The sequence below is a fragment of the Pseudomonas baetica genome (genome assembly GCF_019733355.1).
GTDB classification, from domain to species: domain Bacteria; phylum Pseudomonadota; class Gammaproteobacteria; order Pseudomonadales; family Pseudomonadaceae; genus Aquipseudomonas; species Aquipseudomonas baetica_A.
The window spans coordinates 70,913-89,523 of record NZ_JAIHLQ010000022.1; the positions used below are offsets into that span (position 1 = coordinate 70,913).

The following is an 18,611-nucleotide window of genomic DNA, read 5'->3' on the forward strand; positions in this document are numbered from 1 at the left end:
GCCTGTCCCCCGGAGTCTTCCCATGCTCAAAACAGCCATCGTCCTGATGCTGATTGCCACGGTGATCAGCCTGTTCAGCGGCCTGTTTTTCCTGGTCAAGGACGACAGCAGTTCCAATCGTCTGGTCATCGCCTTGAGTGTTCGGGTGGCCTTGGCCGCTGCCACTGTCGGCTTGATTGCCTGGGGCTTTTACAGCGGCCAACTGGTGTCGCATGCGCCTTGGTAGCGGGCGCTTAAAGCACGTAGACGAAAACGAACAAGCCGATCCACACCACGTCGACGAAGTGCCAATACCAGCTCGCCGCCTCGAAACCGAACTGATGTTCGTTGTCGAAGTGGCCCTTCATGATCCGCATCAGCATCACGAACAGAATGATCGTGCCGATGGTCACGTGGGCGCCGTGGAAACCGGTGAGCATGAAGAACGTCGCACCGTAGATGCCCGAACCCAGCGTCAGGCCCAGCTCGTGGTAGGCGTGCATGTATTCCTCAGCCTGGAAGCCGAGGAACGCGCAGCCCAGCAGCACGGTGATCGCCAGCCAGATTTTCAGTGCACCGCGATGGCCCTTCTTCAAGGCATGGTGGGCGATGGTGATGGTCACGCTGGAGCTGACCAGCAGAATCGTGTTGATCAGCGGCAGGCCCCACGGGCTGATGACTTCCTTGGGTGGCGGGAACAGTTTCGGATCCGGGGTGTGCAGCAGTGGCCAGGTGAACTGGAAGTTCGGCCACAGCATATGGGCAATGCCTTTGGGGCCTTCACCGCCGAGCGCCGGGCCGGAGATGTGCCGCACGTAAAACAGCGCACCGAAGAAGGCGGCGAAGAACATCACCTCGGAGAAGATGAACCAACTCATGCCCCAACGGAACGAACGATCCAGCTGCGCGCTATAAAGCCCCGCGCGGCTTTCCTTGATCACCGCGCCGAACCAGCCGAACAGCATGTAGGCCAGTAACAGTCCGCCGACGAAAAAGATGTACGGCCCGTGGGATTCAGGGCGTGCCGCCTTCAGATCGTTGAACCAGGTGGCCAAGCCATACACCGTGATCGCCATGCCGAATGTGGCGATGATCGGCCATTTGCTCTGGGCCGGAACGTAATAGTGCTCATGAGTTGCCATTTATTGTTCTCCTTATCGGGCACGCTTAACCGCCAGTGTGTACAGCCACCGGAGGATGTCGGGCGGTGATATCGAACAGCGTGTAGGACAGCGTCAGGTGCTTCACATCCTTGGGCATGTCGCGGTCAACAATGAAACGCACCGGCATTTCGATCTGCTCACCGGGCTGCAGCACCTGCTGGGTAAAACAAAAGCACTCGGTCTTGTGGAAATACGCCGCTGCGTTGCTCGGCGCGATGCTCGGCACGGCTTGCGCACTCATCGGTTTGTCGGTGGGGTTGCGGGCGATGAAGATCATCTCGTTCACCGCCCCGGGGTTGGCCGTCAGCTCGTCGTGCTTGGGGTAGAAGTCCCACGGCATGTCGACGTTGTTGGTCGACAAAAACTGCACGCGCACCTGCCGCGAAGTGTCGACGACCTGCTCGCCCTCATACTGCCCGGCGGTCTTGCCATTGATACCGAAGGCTTTGCACATCACGTCGTAGATCGGCACCAGGGCGAAACCGAAAACAAACATCGCCACCACCACGCCGAGTAGACGGGTGACCAGTTTCTTCAACGAAATCGAGTCAGCCATGGTTCCAACCCTCAACCAAGAACCCCTGTGGGAGCAAGCCCCCTCCCACAGAAGCAAGGCGTTTCATTTCACTTCCGGCGGCGTAGTGAAGGTGTGATACGGCGCCGGTGACGGCACGCTCCATTCCAGACCTTCGGCGCCATCCCACGGCTTGGCCGGTGCCGGCGCGCCGCCTCGAATGGTCTTGATCACGATGAACAGGAAGAAAATCTGCGTGGCGCCGAACATGAACGCGCCGATCGACGAGACCATGTTGAAGTCGGCGAACTGCAGGTTGTAGTCCGGAATCCGCCGCGGCATTCCCGCAAGGCCGACAAAGTGCATCGGGAAGAAGGTCAGGTTCATGCCGACGAACGACAGCCAGAAGTGCAGCTTGCCGAGGGTTTCGTCGTACATGTGGCCGGTCCATTTCGGCAGCCAGTAGTACGTGGAGGCGAAGATCCCGAAAATCGCCCCCGGCACCAGCACGTAGTGGAAATGCGCGACCACGAAGTAGGTGTCCTGATACTGGAAGTCCGCCGGGGCGATGGCCAGCATCAGCCCGGAGAACCCGCCGATCGAGAACAGGATCACGAACGCCACGGCAAACAACATCGGCGTCTCGAAGGTCAGCGAGCCTTGCCACATGGTGCTTGCCCAGTTGAACACCTTGACCCCGGTAGGCACGGCGATCAGTAGCGTGGCGTACATGAAGAACAGCTCGCCCACCAGCGGAATGCCGACCACAAACATGTGGTGCGCCCAGACAATGAACGACAGGAACGCAATGCTCGCCGTGGCATAGACCATCGAGGTGTAGCCGAACAGCGGTTTGCGCGAGAACGTCGGGATGATCGAGCTGACGGCACCGAAGGCCGGCAGGATCATGATGTACACCTCGGGGTGGCCGAAGAACCAGAACACATGCTGGAACAAGACCGGGTCACCGCCACCGGCAGCACTGAAGAAACTGGTGCCGAAATGGATGTCCATCAGCATCATCGTCACGCACCCGGCCAGCACCGGCATCACCGCGATCAGCAGGAATGCTGTGATCAGCCAGGTCCAGACGAACAGCGGCATTTTCATCAACGTCATGCCGGGAGCGCGCAGGTTGAGGATGGTCGCGACTACGTTGATCGCGCCCATGATCGAGCTGATCCCCATCAAGTGGATGGCGAAGATGAAGAACGTCACGCTTTCCGGTGCGTAAGTCGTCGACAGCGGTGCGTAAAACGTCCAGCCGAAGTTCGGCCCGCCACCGGGGGTGAACAGGGTCGAGACCAGCAGCAGGAACGCCGCCGGGAGCAGCCAGAAGCTGAAGTTATTCATGCGCGGCAGGGCCATGTCCGGCGCGCCGATCATCAACGGGATCATCCAGTTGGCAAGGCCGACGAACGCCGGCATCACCGCACCGAAGACCATCACCAGACCGTGCATGGTGGTCATCTGGTTGAAGAACGCCGGTTCGACGATCTGCAAACCGGGCTGGAACAGCTCGGCGCGGATCACCATGGCGAACGAGCCGCCCAGCAGGAACATGCAGAACGCAAACCACAGATACAGCGTGCCGATGTCCTTGTGGTTGGTGGTCAGCACCCAGCGCATCAGGCCTTTGGCGGGGCCGTGGGTGTGGTCGGCATGACCGTGGTCATCGATGACAGCGCTCATGGCCGGTCTCCTTTACGTGAGTGGACGGGGCTGGCCGGGGCACGCTGCCCCGGCCGGTTCACGAAGTACGCGATAGACCGGCTCATTTGCTTTGCGCCTGTTTCAGCTCCAGCACTTCTTTTGGCGTGACCATGTCGCCCTTGTTGTTGCCCCAGGCGTTACGTTCGTAAGTCACGACCGCTGCGATATCGACTTCCGACAGTTGCTTGCCGAACGCCGCCATCGCGGTGCCGGGTTTGCCGTGGAAGACAATGCTCAGGTGACCTTCTTTCGGCCCCGTGGCGATTTTCGAGCCCTTGAGTGCCGGGAACATTGGCGGCAGGCCTTGGCCTTCAGCCTGGTGACAGGCCACGCAAGTGGTGTGATAGACCTTGTCGCCGCGCTCCTTGAGCTCGTCGAGGGTCCATTCCTTGCTGGTCAGCTCTTTGAGCTGCGCGGCCTCGGCCTTACGCTCGGCGAGCCACTTGTCGTAGTCGGCCTTTTCCTTGACCTCGACCACGATCGGCATGAAGCCGTGATCCTTGCCGCACAATTCGGCGCACTGGCCACGGTAAATGCCGGGCTTGTCGATGCGCGTCCAGGCTTCGTTGACGAACCCCGGGATTGCATCGCGCTTGACTGCGAAGGCCGGCACCCACCACGAGTGGATGACGTCGGCTGAGGTTACGAGGAAGCGCACCTTGGCCCCGGTTGGCAGCACCAACGGCTTGTCGACCTCAAGCAAGTAGTGCTCGCCCTTGGCTTCCTTGTTGTGGATCTGCTCGGCGGGGGTGGCCAGGTTGCTGAAGAACTCAACGTCCTGGCCCAGGTATTTGTAGTGCCACTTCCACTGATACCCGGTGATCTGGATATCGATATCCGGCTCACTGGTGTCGTACATCTTGATCAGGGTGGCGGTCGCCGGAACGGCCATCGCCACCAGAATCAGGAACGGCACGATGGTCCAGAGGATCTCGACGGTGGTGCTTTCGTGGAATTTTGCGGCGACCTGTCCGGTAGAACGGCGGTGCACCATCATCGACCAGAACATGGCGCCGAAGACGATGACCCCGATCACCACACAGATCCAGAAAATGGTCATGTGCAGGTCGAATACTGCGTGACTGATCTCAGTCGCTCCAGGCGCCATATTCACAGTCCAGGCCGCATTAGCCTGGCTGAAAATCGACCACAACAGGAGGCCCATCCAGACGTGTGGATGTCGCATCATTGCGGGTTCCCCTTATCGTTCTTGTTATCCCGTAGGCGCAACGCCTGCGGCAAGGGAGCGGCTGCATCAGACTACGAACTTGAATCGCCGGGCCTTGCTGCGTGGGCAGTCGGGCGTCATCAGCTAACTCCATTCAATGGCGAGTATAGACAGCGACTGGAAATTGCAATGTGAGGACGTAAATGATCTGAAACAGCCAGGACTTGCGTTCGAGGGCACGAATGGAGAAGGATGCAGACGAGTGGTGGCAAACGGATATAACGAGGGTGCATCAAGGATGAAATAATTATGACAAATGCGTCTTAGCATTTTTCGTAAGCCAGCTAACTTATGTCTTCCCTATTTCATTGCCTTGTTTCCTGGAGTTTTCATGAACACCGCCGCATTGCGCGAGCAGATCCAAACAGCCCAACAACATGAGAAAGACACCGGCCTGCTGACTCGTCAGCTGGAAAGCAAGCTGCCTCATTTACATCCGGCGATCCAATTGCCGGAAGCCGACGCCCAAGGCGTGCTGACGCGTTTTGTCGCCGCCTACATCGAAGAAGTGCCAGACCTGCTGGATGCAGCCAATGAGGTCGCCAGGGAAGCGGGAATCGAATCGCAGATCAAACCGGTGCTGAAAATCGCCGAGCAGTATTTCCTCCAGCCGCCGGCCATCATGGCCGGGCACGTTGGCCTGGACAGCCTGCTGGACGAAGCCTATCTGGCGCACCGTTTTGTCGAAGAGGTCAACGACCTCTACATCAAGCATTTCGGCCAGCCACTGATCCCCTTGGACATGACGGTCGCCAATCTGATTGCTCACCAATTGATCGGTGAGGAATTTGCCAACCAACTGGACGAAGCTGTGCATCACGCCATCGACGAGATGCTCAACGAAGAGAGTTTTGCGCTGGAGTCGGTAGAGGCCTACCGCGAAAAACTCAGCAGCCCGGACACCGGCGCCGCGTGGAAACGCTGGCCGTGCATGGGCCGCCGACTGGGCGTGGGCCTGGAGCTGGATCAACCCGCCGCCTGATTTAAAGGCGTGCGCAAATGCCAATGTGGGAGGGGGCTTGCTCCCGAAGGCGGTGTGTCAGTCGCTAACAATGTCGACTGATCCACCGCCTTCGGGAGCAAGCCCCCTCCCACAGGGGGTATTTGCAAACCAGGTGTTTAGCCAGCCGCCCCTATACCGACATTCGTCCGGACCCGCCCCTCAAGCCTGCGCTTCAACCCACGCGACTCGATCAACAGCTTCGACCCCTTCGCCGCATTCGCCCGGCCCCACTCTTCCAGCAACTCCAGACACGAATGGTCGATGTAGCTCAGGTTATTGAGCGGCACATGCACCGTCGTGCCCGTTGGAATCGTGTTCAGCACCTGCGTCAGTGCCGGCACCTTGAGGAACGTCGCCGCGCCGAGCAGACGCAACTCCATCTCGCCTTTCTGCGGCAGATCGATCAGGCTGATTTTCAGTCGTGAAGCCTTGAACGCCAGTTTCAGCAAGGTCAGACCGAAACCGATCAGTACGCCGGTCAGCAGATCCGTGAAGATGATCGCCAGCGCCGTCGCGGCGTAAGTGAACATCGGCATCCGGCCATAACGGCTCAGACCACGGAAGACTTTCAGGTCCACCAGTTTGAAACCGGTATACACCAGCACACCCGCCAGACTCGCCACCGGAATGCTTTGCAGCACGCTCGATAACAACAGCACGAACGCCAGCAACCACAGGCCATGGAAAATCGTTGAGTAACGCGTGGTCGCACCGGCCTGAACGTTGGCCGAACTGCGCACGATCACCCCGGTCATCGGCAGCGCACCGACCAGACCGCAGAGCATGTTGCCCACGCCCTGCGCCGACAGTTCACGGTCGAAGTCCGAGCGTACGCCGCTGTGCATCCGATCGACCGCGGCCGCCGACAACAGGGTTTCGGCGCTGGCGATAAACGCTACGGCAAGCGCAGCGATCAGCAGCGTCGGATCCGCCAGACTGAGCAGATCCGCAGGTTTCAGCCAGTCGATGGCTTGCGCCAGGTTCGCCGGCACTTCAACCCGTTTCACCTGCAAAGCGAGCATCAGACTGGCACCCGTGGCCAGACCGACCCCCAGCAATGCGCCGGGAATGAAGCGCAGCGAATGCGGGCGCAATTTCTCCCACAGCCACATCACCGCAATGGTTGACAGCCCGAGCAGACCGGCCTGCCAGCCTAACGACGGCAAGGCTTGCGCCACGGCGCCGGGGAAGGCCGTGAGGTTATCCAGGCCGGAGGGCTTTGGTGAGGCGTCGAGCATTACATGGATTTGTGAGAGCACGATCAACACGCCGATCCCGGCCAACATGCCGTAAACCACCGCTGGTGCCGTGACCCGAAACCAGCAACCGAGCTTCAGGCGCCCGGCCACCCATTGCAGAAAACCGGCCAGCAGCAGAATCGGCCCGAGCATCTCGATGCCGTGCTGTCGTACCAGTTCGAACACCAACACCGCCAAACCCGCCGCCGGCCCGCTGACCTGCAAAGGGGAACCGGCCAGCCAACCCACCACCAGACCACCGATGATCCCGGTGATCAACCCTTTGGCCGGTGGCAGCCCCGACGCAATCGCAATGCCCATGCACAGCGGCAGGGCGACCAGAAACACAACCACCGAAGCCAGCAGCTCCCGTGGCAACACCGCTTTCAATTGAGCTGCACGCATGGTGATTCTCCCGAAGTTTTCTTCAGGCGTGGCAAGGCCGGGCCGCTGAAACAGCGGCCGGCGTCAAACCACACAGATTTTTAGGAAGATTTAGAAGCGCGCTTTGGGCGTCGCCACCGGAATCGGATGGCTGCCGTCGAGCGGCAGGAATCGACTCTGATCCGCGTCGTAAGCTTTGATTTCGCTGGTTTCGATGTTGTAGACCCAGCCATGGATGAACAGATGACCGTTCGCCATGCGTGAGGCTACCGAAGGATGGGTACGCAAGTGCTGCAATTGGGCGATGACGTTTTCCTCGGTGAGGATCGGCATGCTTTCTTTTTCGTCGGCGCAGTGACAGTTGTCGTGCACCATGGTTTTCGCGACTTCAGCGTGGCGCAGCCAGGCTTTGACCGTCGGCATTTTTTCCAGGCTGTCCGGGTTGAGCACCGCACGCATGGCGCCACAATCGGAGTGCCCGCAGATGATGATGTGCTGCACGCCCAGCGCCAGCACCGCATATTCGATGGCGGTGGAAACGCCGCCGTTCATCTGGCCGTACGGCGGAACAACGTTGCCGACGTTACGCGTCACGAACAGGTCGCCGGGTGAACTCTGAGTGATCAGCTCGGGGACGATGCGCGAATCGGCGCAGGTAATGAACATCGCCCGTGGCGATTGGGCCGTGGCGAGTTTCTTGAAGAGTTCTTCCTGCTGCGGGAAGACCTCATGATGAAAATGCAAAAAGCCGTCAACGATCTGTCGCAGCGCTGCATCAGCGGATTGCGCCTCAGGGGCTTGCGCCGACGCAGCCAACGGCTGTTTATCCTTGTCACTCATGATTGATCCTCTTTGGCGGATTCAGGGAGTCATGCCCCGGTATTCCGGTATGAAGCCAGTGGCTGTTTAAACATCCGGGTCATCCCGACCCGTCAGTCACTCGATGAACAAGGTAGCCGCCGAAACTTAACTCAAACTGAATCAAGCGCTCTAGAACGTGTGTTCCAGGTCACAAAAAACGTGACTGAGGTATTTCGACGGAGGGGTTCCAACCGCTCAACCATAGGTCAATTGTCGCTAAATCAACGACATCTGGCGACCCGGCGGACAGAAGGCTGTGCAATTTTTATCGGGCCTTGCGGTGGGTGAGCCCTTCCTCGCCGCGAAAAGTCGTGGCGGCGTCGCTGACACTTAGCCATTGAGGGCCAGAGCAATGGCCCGAGCCAGTCCTTGGGTTAACGATAAGAAACCTGATGAAACAGATGTTGAATGGCGTTGAAGATGATGCCCCGTATGATCCGAAGTGCCAAGGCGTTCAATAAGGCAAATAAATTAAAAAAGGGATTTTTTATGACATCTGTTTTGCGTCCAAATAGTATCAAAGGTATTTTTCTAGAAAAGGTGGAGATTTCGCTGCCTCGCAAAGAAATCATGGTGATCATGAACTTTGCAACTAAACAAAAACAACAGGATCCAGAAACAAAACTTATAACTGAGAAGTTGGTTGACATTAAACAGATTGCTGCAATATCACGCGATAACGGCAAAAATTTTGAGGTCGGGCCATACGGCGATATGGACGGTGACGGTGATATTGACCGTCATGACCGGGCGAAGTTGATAGCGTTGGCGAAGGCTTACAGTGGCATCGTCATTGTGTAAATAAAGACAAGGCCTGTATAAGTTCTCATACAGGCCTCGTTATATCCATGCATTGGCCCATTTGCTAAATCAATGACATCTGCCGTCCTGGCGGACAGAAGGCTGTGCAATCGAGGTTGTAGCCCTCGCGGTGATTGAGTCCAAGACGCTTGATGGCCTTGGCAAAGCGTTGCGCGAGCAGATCGGCAAACGGCCCTTCGCCCCGCATCCGTACGCCGAAACGGCTGTCGTAGAGTTCGCCGCCACGGCTCTGGCGGATCAGGCTCAGCACATGCGCCGCCCGTTGCGGATAGTGTGCTTGCAGCCACTCCTCGAACAGCGGCGCCACTTCCAGCGGCAGGCGCAGCATCATGTACGCAGCGCTTTGCGCGCCGGCGGCGTGAGCCTCGGTGAGCAGGCTCTCGATCTCGCTGTCGTTGATCATCGCAATCATCGGCGAACACAACACGCCCACCGGAATCCCCGCCTCGCGCATCACCCGGATTGCCCGCAGTCGTGCCTTGGGCGCGGCTGCGCGGGGCTCTAGGATGCGCTTGAGCTCATCGTCCAGCGTCGTGAGGCTGATCATCACCGCCACCAGCCGTTGCTGCGCCAGTTCGGTCAGTAGATCGAGATCGCGCAGGATCAGCGAACCTTTGGTGACGATGGTCACCGGATGTCGATAGCGCAAAAGTACTTCGAGGATCTGACGAGTGATCTTGTGTTCGCGTTCGATTGGCTGATACGGATCGGTGTTGGAGCCGAGATTGATCGGCGCGCATTGATAGCCTTTTTTCCCGAGTTGTTCTTCAAGTACCTGTGCGGCATTGGTCTTGGCGATCAAGTTCGTTTCAAAATCCAGACCCGGCGACATATCCCAATAGGCGTGGCTGGGCCGCGCGTAGCAATAGATGCAGCCGTGCTCGCAGCCACGATAGGGATTGATCGAACGATCAAAGGGCAGATCCGGCGACGTGTTACGAGTGATGATGGTCTTCGCGGTTTCGATCATCACCTCGGTGCCCTGCGTCTCGGGCACTTCCTGATACCAGCCGTCGTCCTCGACCACCGAACGGTTCGGCGCGAAACGGTTGTGCGGGTTGGTGGCGGTGCCGCGACCGCGGGGAGGGAGATGGCTGATCATTGAAGAATCTCGGGTCTGTATATGCATACAGTATCCGGTAATGCCCATCGTGATCCAGTACCGTTCAGCCAAGCAGCCTGCTGATAGGTTTCTTAAATAGCTACAACTATGGAAAGCCCGCGATACATATGTTCCGTTGTATATGAAAATTATCAAATATAGTCTTGTTCAACTTTCAGGTACTGACGCCTGATTTTAAATTAAAAGGACTTTATGTATGTCGTACCTCAATCAACGTGGTGTTTTTTTACAAATGATGCTGCCGGGGCCATCGGAGCCCAACACGATTGTTTCCATGCAACTTGCCCGCAAGGAACTGGGCTGGAATGCCGAGGAGCAACTATCGACTGAGGCGTTGGTCGATTCGATTTACGTGGTCGCGGTATCCGCTGATCGTGGCAAGTCCTTCACCATCCGCACGGACAAGAAAGATGTCGACGGCGACGGTGACATTGATGGCGATGACAAAGCCAAGTTGATGGCGCTGGCCAAGGCTTATGCAAGTATCGTTAATCCGTAAGGCGCACGGCGATAAATGCAAAAAAACCCTGCATGATTCACGCATGCAGGGTTTTTTGTCGGACAGTGTTTCGTCGACACCGTAGCAACCATGTCAGCGCTTATTTCAAACTTTAAAATCTCTCATTGACGCAAAGGAGACCGCGATTTTTCTGAAAATAAACTCATCGTCCAGATCAATATCGCCATCACCGTCTGCGTCCGTCGATCCTGACACTTTTTTATACATACCCTTGTCATAACCTGTGACGGTCACGACTGAATCCGGGCGAGTCAAATCGGAGTTCGCGACATTAAACAAACCAATGTTGACGTCGGCAAGTTTGCTCCCTGAGGCGTTGTCTCCAAATGAGATAAGTATGCATCGATAAAGACGGCCCGCACCGACGGTACTCAAACCGACCAAAGCAGAGGCGAGGTCGCCTGCCAGGGCATAATAGGATTCGTCATCCTCATCAATGTCACCGTCGCCCTCGACGTCGTCGACTCCGGTGACCGTGTCAAATTTTCCGTTGGCGGTATTGGCGTACGCCGTGACCACAACGTCGGGCATTGAATTAACTGCATCTCCATTGTTGTACCGGGAAATTACCGCTTCTGCCTTTCCGTCCCCATCCGTGTCTTTGAACTCATATAGCAATGAATAGCTCATGTCTTTGTGCTCCATACCAGGGCGATATTAAGGGCAATTGCGTCTGCGTCCCTTTGCACCCTAAGTAACGTAAAGAAGAGTGTCTACTGTCAGAGTTGACAGGTGTCAGTATTTACAGTGGTTATTGTTCAGGCCAGACGACTGTATGGGTATACATCCTGTCAAGTCTGACAGTAGACCCGATTTCTCCCCAACTTTAATATCCAGAAACCTAGGCACGATTGTCGGTTGTATGGGCGAAATCAACTGTAAGGACTTGATCAATGGCTATCAGGATATTGCTGGAAATTGCGGATATGGACCGAGACGGAAATCCTGAGGTCGCGTTTTATCACTACGATGAAGACGCGACCGAAATGATGGACTACGACTACTCGCTCTTCGCCTCTTCATCGGAAGGCAATGGTCGTTATGACCTGATTTCCGAAGACGCCGTTGACGCCGATGGCGATGGTGACGTCGATAAATACGACAAAAAACTCTACCTGCAGTTAGCCGATGCCTTTGCGCAATTCAAGGGCTTTCAGTCCACGCGTTGAATTGCCCGCTGACACAGCGAAAACACCCATGCCATGTCAGCGGTATTCAAGCCTCGTTACTGCGCAGTAACTTGCCCTAGGTCATCCCCGGAAGTGGTCTGCGTATCGTTCTTGCGCAGGCTCGCGACATCGGCAGCGTTCACCGGCGCGCCCCTGTTGCCCCAACTGCCGCGAATGAAGCTCACCACATCCGCCACTTCCTGATCCGACAACCGCCAGGCAAAGCCGGGCATGGTGAAGGTCGAAGGCGCGGTGTGCGTTGCCGGCAATGTCCCGCCCTTGAGCACGATGTGGATCAATGAGGTTGGATCTTCCGATTGCAGCACCGGATTACCTGCCAGCGCCGGGAATACCCGCGTATAGCCGTGGCCGTCGGTGCGGTGGCATGCCGCGCAGTTGTCGATGTAAACCGACGCGCCGCGCTGGCTGTCGTCACCGTTCCATAGGGCCTTGGCGGCATTTTCATCGTACGAGTGCGGTTGATCGTTCGGATCAGTCGCTGGCAACGACTTCAGGTAGCGAGCAATTGCAGTCAGGTCGGCGTCGGTCATGTATTGCATGCTGTGGGTGACCACATCGCTCATGCCGCCGAACACTGCGCTGCGGTCACTGCGGCCGGTCTTGAGGAACTGCACCAGTTGCTCTTCGCTCCAACTGCCGAGGCCGTCCTTGTGATCGCCGCGCAGGCTCTTGGCGATCCAGCCTTCCAGTGGCGCGCTGCCGGCCAGGAACGTGCTGCCATCGGCCGCGCTCAGGGATTTTTCCTGCAGGGTCAGGGCACGCGGCGTGTGGCAGGCGCCGCAATGGCCCAGGCCTTCCACCAGGTACGCCCCACGGCTGATCACCGGATCATCCGATGTCGCTTTATAGCCCTCGACCTTCGGCGCAAACATCCAGCGCCAGCCCATCAGCGGCCAGCGCATGCTCAACGGCCATGGAATGTCGCTGGCCTTGTTCTGTTGCGCCACCGGTTCTACGCCTTGCATGAAATACGCGTACAGCGCTTTCATGTCGGTTTGGCTGACACGGGCGTAGGACGGATACGGCATCGCGGGGTACAACGTACTACCGTTTTTAGCGACACCATGACGTACGGCCTGATCAAAGTCCTCGAAGCTGTAATCACCGATGCCGGTTTTATCCGGAGTGATGTTGGTCGAATAGATCGTGCCGATCGGGGTTTCCATCGGCAGGCCACCAGCGAACGCCTTACCGTTTTTTGCAGTGTGGCAAGCCACACAGTCGCCGGCACGGGCGAGGTATTCGCCCTTTTTGATCAAAGTTTGATCGACTTCGGCGGCCTGCAAAGAGGCGCTGCCGAGCAGGGCCAAGGTCGCGATAACAAGATTTTTCATGGTCATCGCTCCTTAAGCCTGAACCAGCGGGCCGGGGTTTTTCAGGTATTGCTCGCGGATCGCTTTTGCCGACCAGTAGGTCAACGCAGCCACCAGCCCGGTCGGGTTGTAACCCAGGCCCTGCGGGAACGCTGAAGCGCCCGGCACGAAGACGTTATGCACGTCCCAGCTCTGCAAGTAGCGGTTCAGCGCGCTGGTCTTCGGATCGGTGCCCATGATCGCGCCACCGTTGAGGTGCGTGGTCTGGTAGGCCGCGGTGTTGAAGTGATCGCCAACTTTCTTGCCAATCACCGCAATGGCTTTCGGGCCCATCGCCTCGGCGACTTTGCCCATTTTCTCGACCATGAAGCGGTTCATTTTGATGTCGTTTTCCTGCCAGTCGAACGTCATCCGCAGCAGGGGCAAGCCGTAGGCATCGCGGTACACCGGGTCGAGATCGAGGTAGTTGCCTCTGTAGGATTGATGCGCGCCGTGAGCGTCCATCGACACCTGGTGGGTGTAGTAATCGGCGGTCGCGCGTTTCCAGGCACTGCCCCAGGCCGGAGTGCCCGGTGGGTTGGAGGTGCCGGCAATCGGTCGGCTGCCAGCCTGGTTGACCCACATTGGCGAACCGCCGACGAAGCCGTGCGGGCCGTGGTCGAAGTTGTCGGCGTTGAAGTCATCCAGCGCCACACCGTTACCGCCGGCGCCAATGAAGTTGTTGGTGTGGGTGTCCTTGTCGAAGAACGCCTTGATGGTCGCCATGTTCTGGTAGGCGAAGTTACGCCCCACCACACCTTCGCCGCTGATGGGGTCGTAAGGTTTGCCAATCCCGGAAAGCAGCATCAGACGCACGTTGTGCAACTGGAAAGCGCCGAGGATCACCAGGTCCGCCGGTTGCTCGATCTCGCGGCCCTGGCTGTCGACGTAAGTGACGCCGGTGGCTTTGGTTTTGGTGCTGTCGAGGTTGATCCGCAGCACATGGGCATTGGGTCGCAATTCGAAATTCGGCAGCGGCTTGAGCGCCGGCAGAATGTTCACGTTCGGCGAGGCCTTGGAATACATGTAGCAAACGTAACCGCTGCAGAACCCGCAGAAATTGCACGGGCCCATCTGCGCGCCGTAGGGATTGGTGTACGGGCCCGAGGTATTGGCCGAAGGCAGGTTGTAGGGTTTGTAACCAACCTGCGTAGCCGCTTTGCTGAACAGCTGTGCGGACACGGTGTTTTTCTGTGCCTGCAGCGGGAACGGGTTGGAGCGATCCGGTGCGTAAGGGTTGCCCCCCTTGCCCTGACCGACCAATTGACCTTTCACGGTCCAGGCCTGGCCCGACGTGCCGAAGACCTTTTCGGCGAAATCGAAGAACGGTTCCAGCTCTTCATAGCTGACGCCGAAGTCCTGGATGGTCATGTCTTTGGGGATGAAGCTTTTGCCGTAACGCTCTTCGTAATGGCTGCGCATGCGCAACTCGATCGGGTCGACACGAAAGTGCACACCCGACCAGTGCAGCCCGGCGCCGCCGACGCCGTTGCCCGGGAGGAACGCGCCCAATTGGCGGTTGGGCAAGGCAATGTCGTTGACGCTATGGCGAATGGTCACGGTCTCTTTGGAAATGTCCTGGAAGAGTTTTTTCCGCACGCTGTAGGTCAGTTCGTCAATCACCTGTGGATAGTTGCCGTCGGGGTAGGTGTCCTGCATCGGCCCGCGCTCCAGCGCCAGCACGTTGAGCCCAGCCTCGGTCAGCTCTTTGGCCATGATCGCGCCCGTCCAGCCGAAACCGACGATCACTGCGTCGACCTTCTTCATTACCGTTGCCATGCTCACGCCCTCTCGCCGCGAATCGAAACTGCCGGGAAGGGGTATTGCTCGTTGCGTTCCACCCAATCCATGAAATCGGCGCGGGCGCCGGGAAAGCCGATCATGGTCCAGCCGACCATGCCTTTATTGCCGCCGTGGATCGGGTCGCAGAAGAATCCTTCCTTGGTGTTTTGCAGCAACAGGTTGAAGAAAATCTTCGCGGGGACGGTATCGAATTGCGGTTTTCCGGCTTCGAGTTGTTTGAGTAAATCGTCTCGGGTAGCGCTGTCTTGGTCAGCAAATACTTTACCGTTGATGGATTTTGCCCACTGATCCGTGGCGGCGATGCCGAGGCGATAGATCTCTTTTGGTACGAGTTTGCTCTGCCAGCCCATCTCCGGCGCCGCGTCGGCGTTGAAGGGGCCTTGCATGTACCAAAGGGCGCCAGCGGCATACGGGGTGTTCATCTGACGATCGATGTATTGCGGCACGCCAGCTTCCAGCGCTCCCGGGCCTTGATCGTCGTTGGGGATCAGTTGCGCCACGGCGGCATGGATGAAGGCCCATTCTTCGGCGGTGAAATAGCTTGGCTGATAATCGTCGGCGTCAGCGCGAACCGGTTGCGTTGCGGGAGCAGCTTCAGGCGCGGCTTGCAGCACGCTGCTGCCCAGACTGGTACCGGCCAGGGTGACGACGGGAATCAGGGTCAGGGATTTGCGCAAAAACTCACGCCGCGGGTTGTCTCGATCTTCATCAGACATGGGGGGGCACCTCATCAGGCATCAAGGGTGGTCAGCCGTTTCTGCGAACGGCTTGAGGATTTTTCGTCGCGACGTGGCCGGGATGATCCGGAGAGCTGCAACATGATGTGACAAATGGTAGCAGCCTAAGCATTGAGATGAATCGTTTCAGTCGAAAAAAGCCGAAATGGCTGACCCGCTTTTCACCGGATTGATGCCGATTCACATTTCTTTGACAGACGGCTCACGGGGCTTTGACCGGCAAACCTTGAAGCTTCAATTCTTCAAAAACCCGACACGGTCTACCCAGCATGTCTCGAGTGCGTCTTTTCCCCGCTTTGTGTTTGTCGCTTGTAGCAATGCTGCACCTGATCCCGGCCCAGGCGGCTGATACCGTGCCTTCCCGTCCGGAGGAGTGGGCGCAGCCGGTCGAGGTGCAATACAACCTGTTCCAGATGTCGCCGACCCTCTATCGCAGTGCATTACCCGATAGCGGCGCAGTGCCGCTGTTGAAAAATCTCAAAGTGGCAACGGTGATCAACTTCTTGCCGGAGGCCGATAGTCGCTGGCTGTCCGAGCCAGGCATCAATCAAGTGCAGTTGTCCTATCGCACCAATCACGTTGATGACAGCGATGTGCTCAAGACTTTGCGCGCTATCCAGAGCGCCGAAGCCAAGGGCCCGGTGTTGATGCATTGCAAACACGGTTCTGACCGCACCGGCCTGATGGCAGCGATGTATCGCGTGGTGGTGCAAGGCTGGAGCAAAGAGGATGCCTTGAACGAGATGACCCAAGGTGGTTTCGGCGAAAGCGGCCATTTCAAGGATGGTGTTCGCTACATGATGCAGGCCGATGTCGACAAACTGCGCACTGCGCTGGCCAATGGTGATTGCAGCACCAGCGCGTTCGCCACCTGCTCGATGAAGAGCTGGTTTCAGACCGTCAATCTCAAGTGAGCGGAGAATTCATTGAGGCGCGGCCGCAAAAAATTGCGCGTTGACCGGTTCGCCGAGAAACGCCTGCGCCGCGCTCAGCAACGAACGTGAGTCGCCGGGGGAAAAGAACGCCTCGCGAAAATCCCGCCCCGTTTGTGCGTCGAACACCCAGTCGCGCTGAAACCGCTTGAACACTTCAGTTGCCAGCACGCCAGACCATTTGTAGGCATAGACTGACGCCTCGTAACCGGTCACTAAATAGTCAAAGCCATAGGCGAAGCGGTGATAACCCGACATTCCTAGATGAGGAATTTCGCGTTGTACATCCTCGAACACTTGTTCGATGCTTCGGCCATCGCCATGAGTGTGGTGCAACTCCAGATCAAACAACGCCGTCATCAGTAACATCGCGGTGGTCCGACTGGTGTGGGCGCCAATGGCGGCCAGCGCGGTGTTGACCCGCGCTTCTGTCAGGCGTTCGCCGCTCTGGTAATGCGCCGCCAGCCACACCAGAAACTCGGACGACAGGCACCAGTGTTCAAACAACTGCCCGGCAAATTCGGCGGTATCACGCGCCAGTTGGGAAACCCCCGACAAGTTGCGATGGGGCGAGCGCGTCAGCACATGCTGCTGGCAATGGCCGAATTCGTGGAACAGCACCCGCAGGTTTTCATGGGAGAGCAGGCACGGGTGCTCGTCGGTGGCAGGGCTGAAATTGCAGTAGAGGCAAGCAATCGGCAGTGACGGCCGTCCCTCGGCATTGATTCGACGGGTGCGCAAGACGGAGGTGAAGGCGTAGTCGGCCGCGTCTTCACGGTGATAGGGGTCGACATAGATATGCCCGATCACCTGCCCATGTTCACTGACTTCCAATAGCCGTACGCTTTCATGCCAGTGGCTGACGGTCGTTTGTTCGACGATGCTGATCCCGAACATGCGCTCGCTGAACAGACAAAGTCGGCGCAACGTGCCCTCCAGCGGGAAGTACTCTCGCAAGCCTTTCAGCGCACCGTTCAACTGCTGGAGGCGTAATTGCTCGGCGAGGAAGTCTTCATCCCACGCCTGGATATCCACAATCCCTTGGGTGTGCGCAAACGCTTTCAGGGCTTGGGCATCGCGCCGCAGGGCCGGCGTATTCAACGCCACTTGCTGGCGCAAAAAAGCTTCAACCTGTGCAGCAGAGGTGGCCATGCGGTTTTCGAGACGCAACTGAACGAGATTCTCGAAGCCCAACAATTGGGCTTTCTCGTGACGCAATGCGATCAGCACTTTGAGTACCGGATCGTTATCGAGTTTTTTCGCCTGTGGGCCTAGATCGGACGCCCGGTTGATCCAGGCCGTGAAATAGGCCTCACGCAGCGCCCGGTTTTGCGCGTGGGTCATGATTTGCCGGTAGGTGTTTTGCTCCAGCGTCAGCCGCCAGCCCTCGTGTCCTGCCTCTTTGGCGTTGAGTGCCAGGCGCGCCTTCACTGCTGCTGACAAGCCTTCGAGCTGAGTGACATCGTCTATGCGTTGGCTCCACGCGGCGTTGGCCAGCTCCAGATGACTTCGAAAGCGTTGCTCCGTAAGCCGGATCTCGCCATTCAAACGGGCAAGTTTGCGCTGTTGTGCGAGCGGCAGTTCGATGCCGGACAACCGGAATTTGCGCAGAATTTTCGCCAGCGACGCTTTGCGTTGATCGTCGAAACCGGTGGCGACCGAACTCTTCGCCAGCCGTTGATAACTGCGGTACAGCGCCAGGTCAGCGGTCTTGTCGGCTCTGTACTGAGCGGCAACGACGCTGCACAACGCGCTTTCCCTGAGCCAGTCGATATCGTTGGATTTGACCGTCGAAAGCGTCTCGATAACGGCCATGGCCTCACCCAGACGTGCATCGGCTTCGTCGATGGCCACGACCAGATCGTCCCAGCCCGGATGCTCGGTCTGGCTGGTGATCACCCTGGCAATGACCTGGCGGTTATCGGTCACGATCGCGTTGATGGCTGGCAGCAGATGTTCGGCGCGTATCGCCGACCACGGTGGCAGGGTCCAGTGTTGTAAAAGGGGATTGGTGTGGAGCATGGCGTCTTCCTTGAGCGATGGCTGAAA

At 57.8% G+C, this 18,611-nt stretch carries 18 protein-coding genes; 6 read left to right on the plus strand and 12 right to left on the minus strand.

The genetic code is table 11. The annotated features are described in order from the left end of the window. The first annotated feature begins 22 nt into the window (after nt 1-22). Nucleotides 23-226, plus strand: a complete 204-nt coding sequence (locus tag K5E40_RS20340; RefSeq protein WP_007911731.1) for a twin transmembrane helix small protein — start codon at nt 23-25, stop codon at nt 224-226. 7 nt (nt 227-233) lie between these two features. On the opposite strand, the gene K5E40_RS20345 is transcribed toward K5E40_RS20340, so the two are convergent. From K5E40_RS20345 to coxB, 4 genes are all read right to left on the minus strand, one after another. Beyond that, on the minus strand, nt 234-1,121 hold the full coding sequence (locus K5E40_RS20345) for a cytochrome c oxidase subunit 3 (RefSeq protein WP_221732285.1): 888 nt from the start codon (nt 1,119-1,121) through the stop codon (nt 234-236). A 25-nt stretch (nt 1,122-1,146) separates the two neighbouring features. Next, the gene (locus tag K5E40_RS20350; protein WP_221732286.1) at nt 1,147-1,698 is read right to left on the minus strand and encodes a cytochrome c oxidase assembly protein; all 552 of its coding nucleotides are present in this window, start codon (nt 1,696-1,698) and stop codon (nt 1,147-1,149) included. A gap of 63 nt (nt 1,699-1,761) precedes the next feature. Then, a complete protein-coding gene (gene ctaD, locus K5E40_RS20355; RefSeq protein ID WP_221732287.1) occupies nt 1,762-3,348 on the minus strand; it encodes a cytochrome c oxidase subunit I in 1,587 nt (528 codons plus the stop codon). An 82-nt stretch (nt 3,349-3,430) separates the two neighbouring features. After that, a complete protein-coding gene (gene coxB, locus K5E40_RS20360; protein WP_221732288.1) occupies nt 3,431-4,558 on the minus strand; it encodes a cytochrome c oxidase subunit II in 1,128 nt (375 codons plus the stop codon). Nucleotides 4,559-4,928: 370 nt separating this feature from the next. Here coxB and K5E40_RS20365 point away from each other — a divergent pair, with 370 nt between their 5' ends. Further along, the gene (locus tag K5E40_RS20365) at nt 4,929-5,579 is read left to right on the plus strand and encodes a hypothetical protein (protein WP_221732289.1); all 651 of its coding nucleotides are present in this window, start codon (nt 4,929-4,931) and stop codon (nt 5,577-5,579) included. A gap of 137 nt (nt 5,580-5,716) precedes the next feature. On the opposite strand, the gene K5E40_RS20370 is transcribed toward K5E40_RS20365, so the two are convergent. Beyond that, nucleotides 5,717-7,243, minus strand: coding sequence for a SulP family inorganic anion transporter (locus K5E40_RS20370; RefSeq protein ID WP_221732290.1), 1,527 nt, complete (start codon nt 7,241-7,243; stop codon nt 5,717-5,719). 90 nt (nt 7,244-7,333) lie between these two features. Continuing rightward, entirely contained in the window at nt 7,334-8,062 is a 729-nt protein-coding gene (locus K5E40_RS20375) for a carbonic anhydrase (RefSeq protein WP_221732291.1), read from the minus strand. Between the two features lie 429 nt (nt 8,063-8,491). Between K5E40_RS20375 and K5E40_RS20380 the strand changes: the two genes are divergently transcribed. After that, nucleotides 8,492-8,884, plus strand: coding sequence for a hypothetical protein (locus K5E40_RS20380; RefSeq protein WP_221732292.1), 393 nt, complete (start codon nt 8,492-8,494; stop codon nt 8,882-8,884). 64 nt (nt 8,885-8,948) lie between these two features. On the opposite strand, the gene K5E40_RS20385 is transcribed toward K5E40_RS20380, so the two are convergent. Continuing rightward, nucleotides 8,949-10,007 (minus strand): PA0069 family radical SAM protein, encoded by a 1,059-nt coding sequence (locus K5E40_RS20385; protein WP_221732293.1) that lies wholly within the window; start codon nt 10,005-10,007, stop codon nt 8,949-8,951. Between the two features lie 217 nt (nt 10,008-10,224). Here K5E40_RS20385 and K5E40_RS20390 point away from each other — a divergent pair, with 217 nt between their 5' ends. Next, entirely contained in the window at nt 10,225-10,527 is a 303-nt protein-coding gene (locus tag K5E40_RS20390) for a hypothetical protein (protein WP_221732294.1), read from the plus strand. Between the two features lie 105 nt (nt 10,528-10,632). Here the strand turns inward: K5E40_RS20390 and K5E40_RS20395 are convergent, their stop codons facing one another. Then, nucleotides 10,633-11,178 carry a hypothetical protein gene (locus K5E40_RS20395; protein ID WP_221732295.1) on the minus strand — a complete coding sequence of 182 codons (546 nt, stop codon included), beginning with the start codon at nt 11,176-11,178 and terminating at the stop codon, nt 10,633-10,635. A gap of 263 nt (nt 11,179-11,441) precedes the next feature. Between K5E40_RS20395 and K5E40_RS20400 the strand changes: the two genes are divergently transcribed. Beyond that, nucleotides 11,442-11,717 (plus strand): hypothetical protein, encoded by a 276-nt coding sequence (locus K5E40_RS20400; protein WP_221732296.1) that lies wholly within the window; start codon nt 11,442-11,444, stop codon nt 11,715-11,717. Nucleotides 11,718-11,773: 56 nt separating this feature from the next. Here the strand turns inward: K5E40_RS20400 and K5E40_RS20405 are convergent, their stop codons facing one another. From K5E40_RS20405 to K5E40_RS20415, 3 genes are read right to left on the minus strand one after another with little or no spacing between them, the layout of a single operon-like run. After that, complete coding sequence (locus K5E40_RS20405; protein WP_221732297.1) at nt 11,774-13,072, minus strand: cytochrome c; 1,299 nt, start codon at nt 13,070-13,072, stop codon at nt 11,774-11,776. A 12-nt stretch (nt 13,073-13,084) separates the two neighbouring features. After that, nucleotides 13,085-14,869, minus strand: coding sequence for a GMC family oxidoreductase (locus K5E40_RS20410; protein WP_221732298.1), 1,785 nt, complete (start codon nt 14,867-14,869; stop codon nt 13,085-13,087). A gap of 2 nt (nt 14,870-14,871) precedes the next feature. Next, on the minus strand, nt 14,872-15,609 hold the full coding sequence (locus tag K5E40_RS20415) for a gluconate 2-dehydrogenase subunit 3 family protein (protein ID WP_221732299.1): 738 nt from the start codon (nt 15,607-15,609) through the stop codon (nt 14,872-14,874). A gap of 290 nt (nt 15,610-15,899) precedes the next feature. On the opposite strand from K5E40_RS20415, the gene K5E40_RS20420 reads away from it, so the two are divergent. Beyond that, entirely contained in the window at nt 15,900-16,544 is a 645-nt protein-coding gene (locus K5E40_RS20420; protein ID WP_221732300.1) for a tyrosine-protein phosphatase, read from the plus strand. 9 nt (nt 16,545-16,553) lie between these two features. On the opposite strand, the gene K5E40_RS20425 is transcribed toward K5E40_RS20420, so the two are convergent. Next, entirely contained in the window at nt 16,554-18,584 is a 2,031-nt protein-coding gene (locus K5E40_RS20425) for a M3 family metallopeptidase (protein WP_221732301.1), read from the minus strand. Between the last annotated feature and the right edge of the window lie 27 nt (nt 18,585-18,611).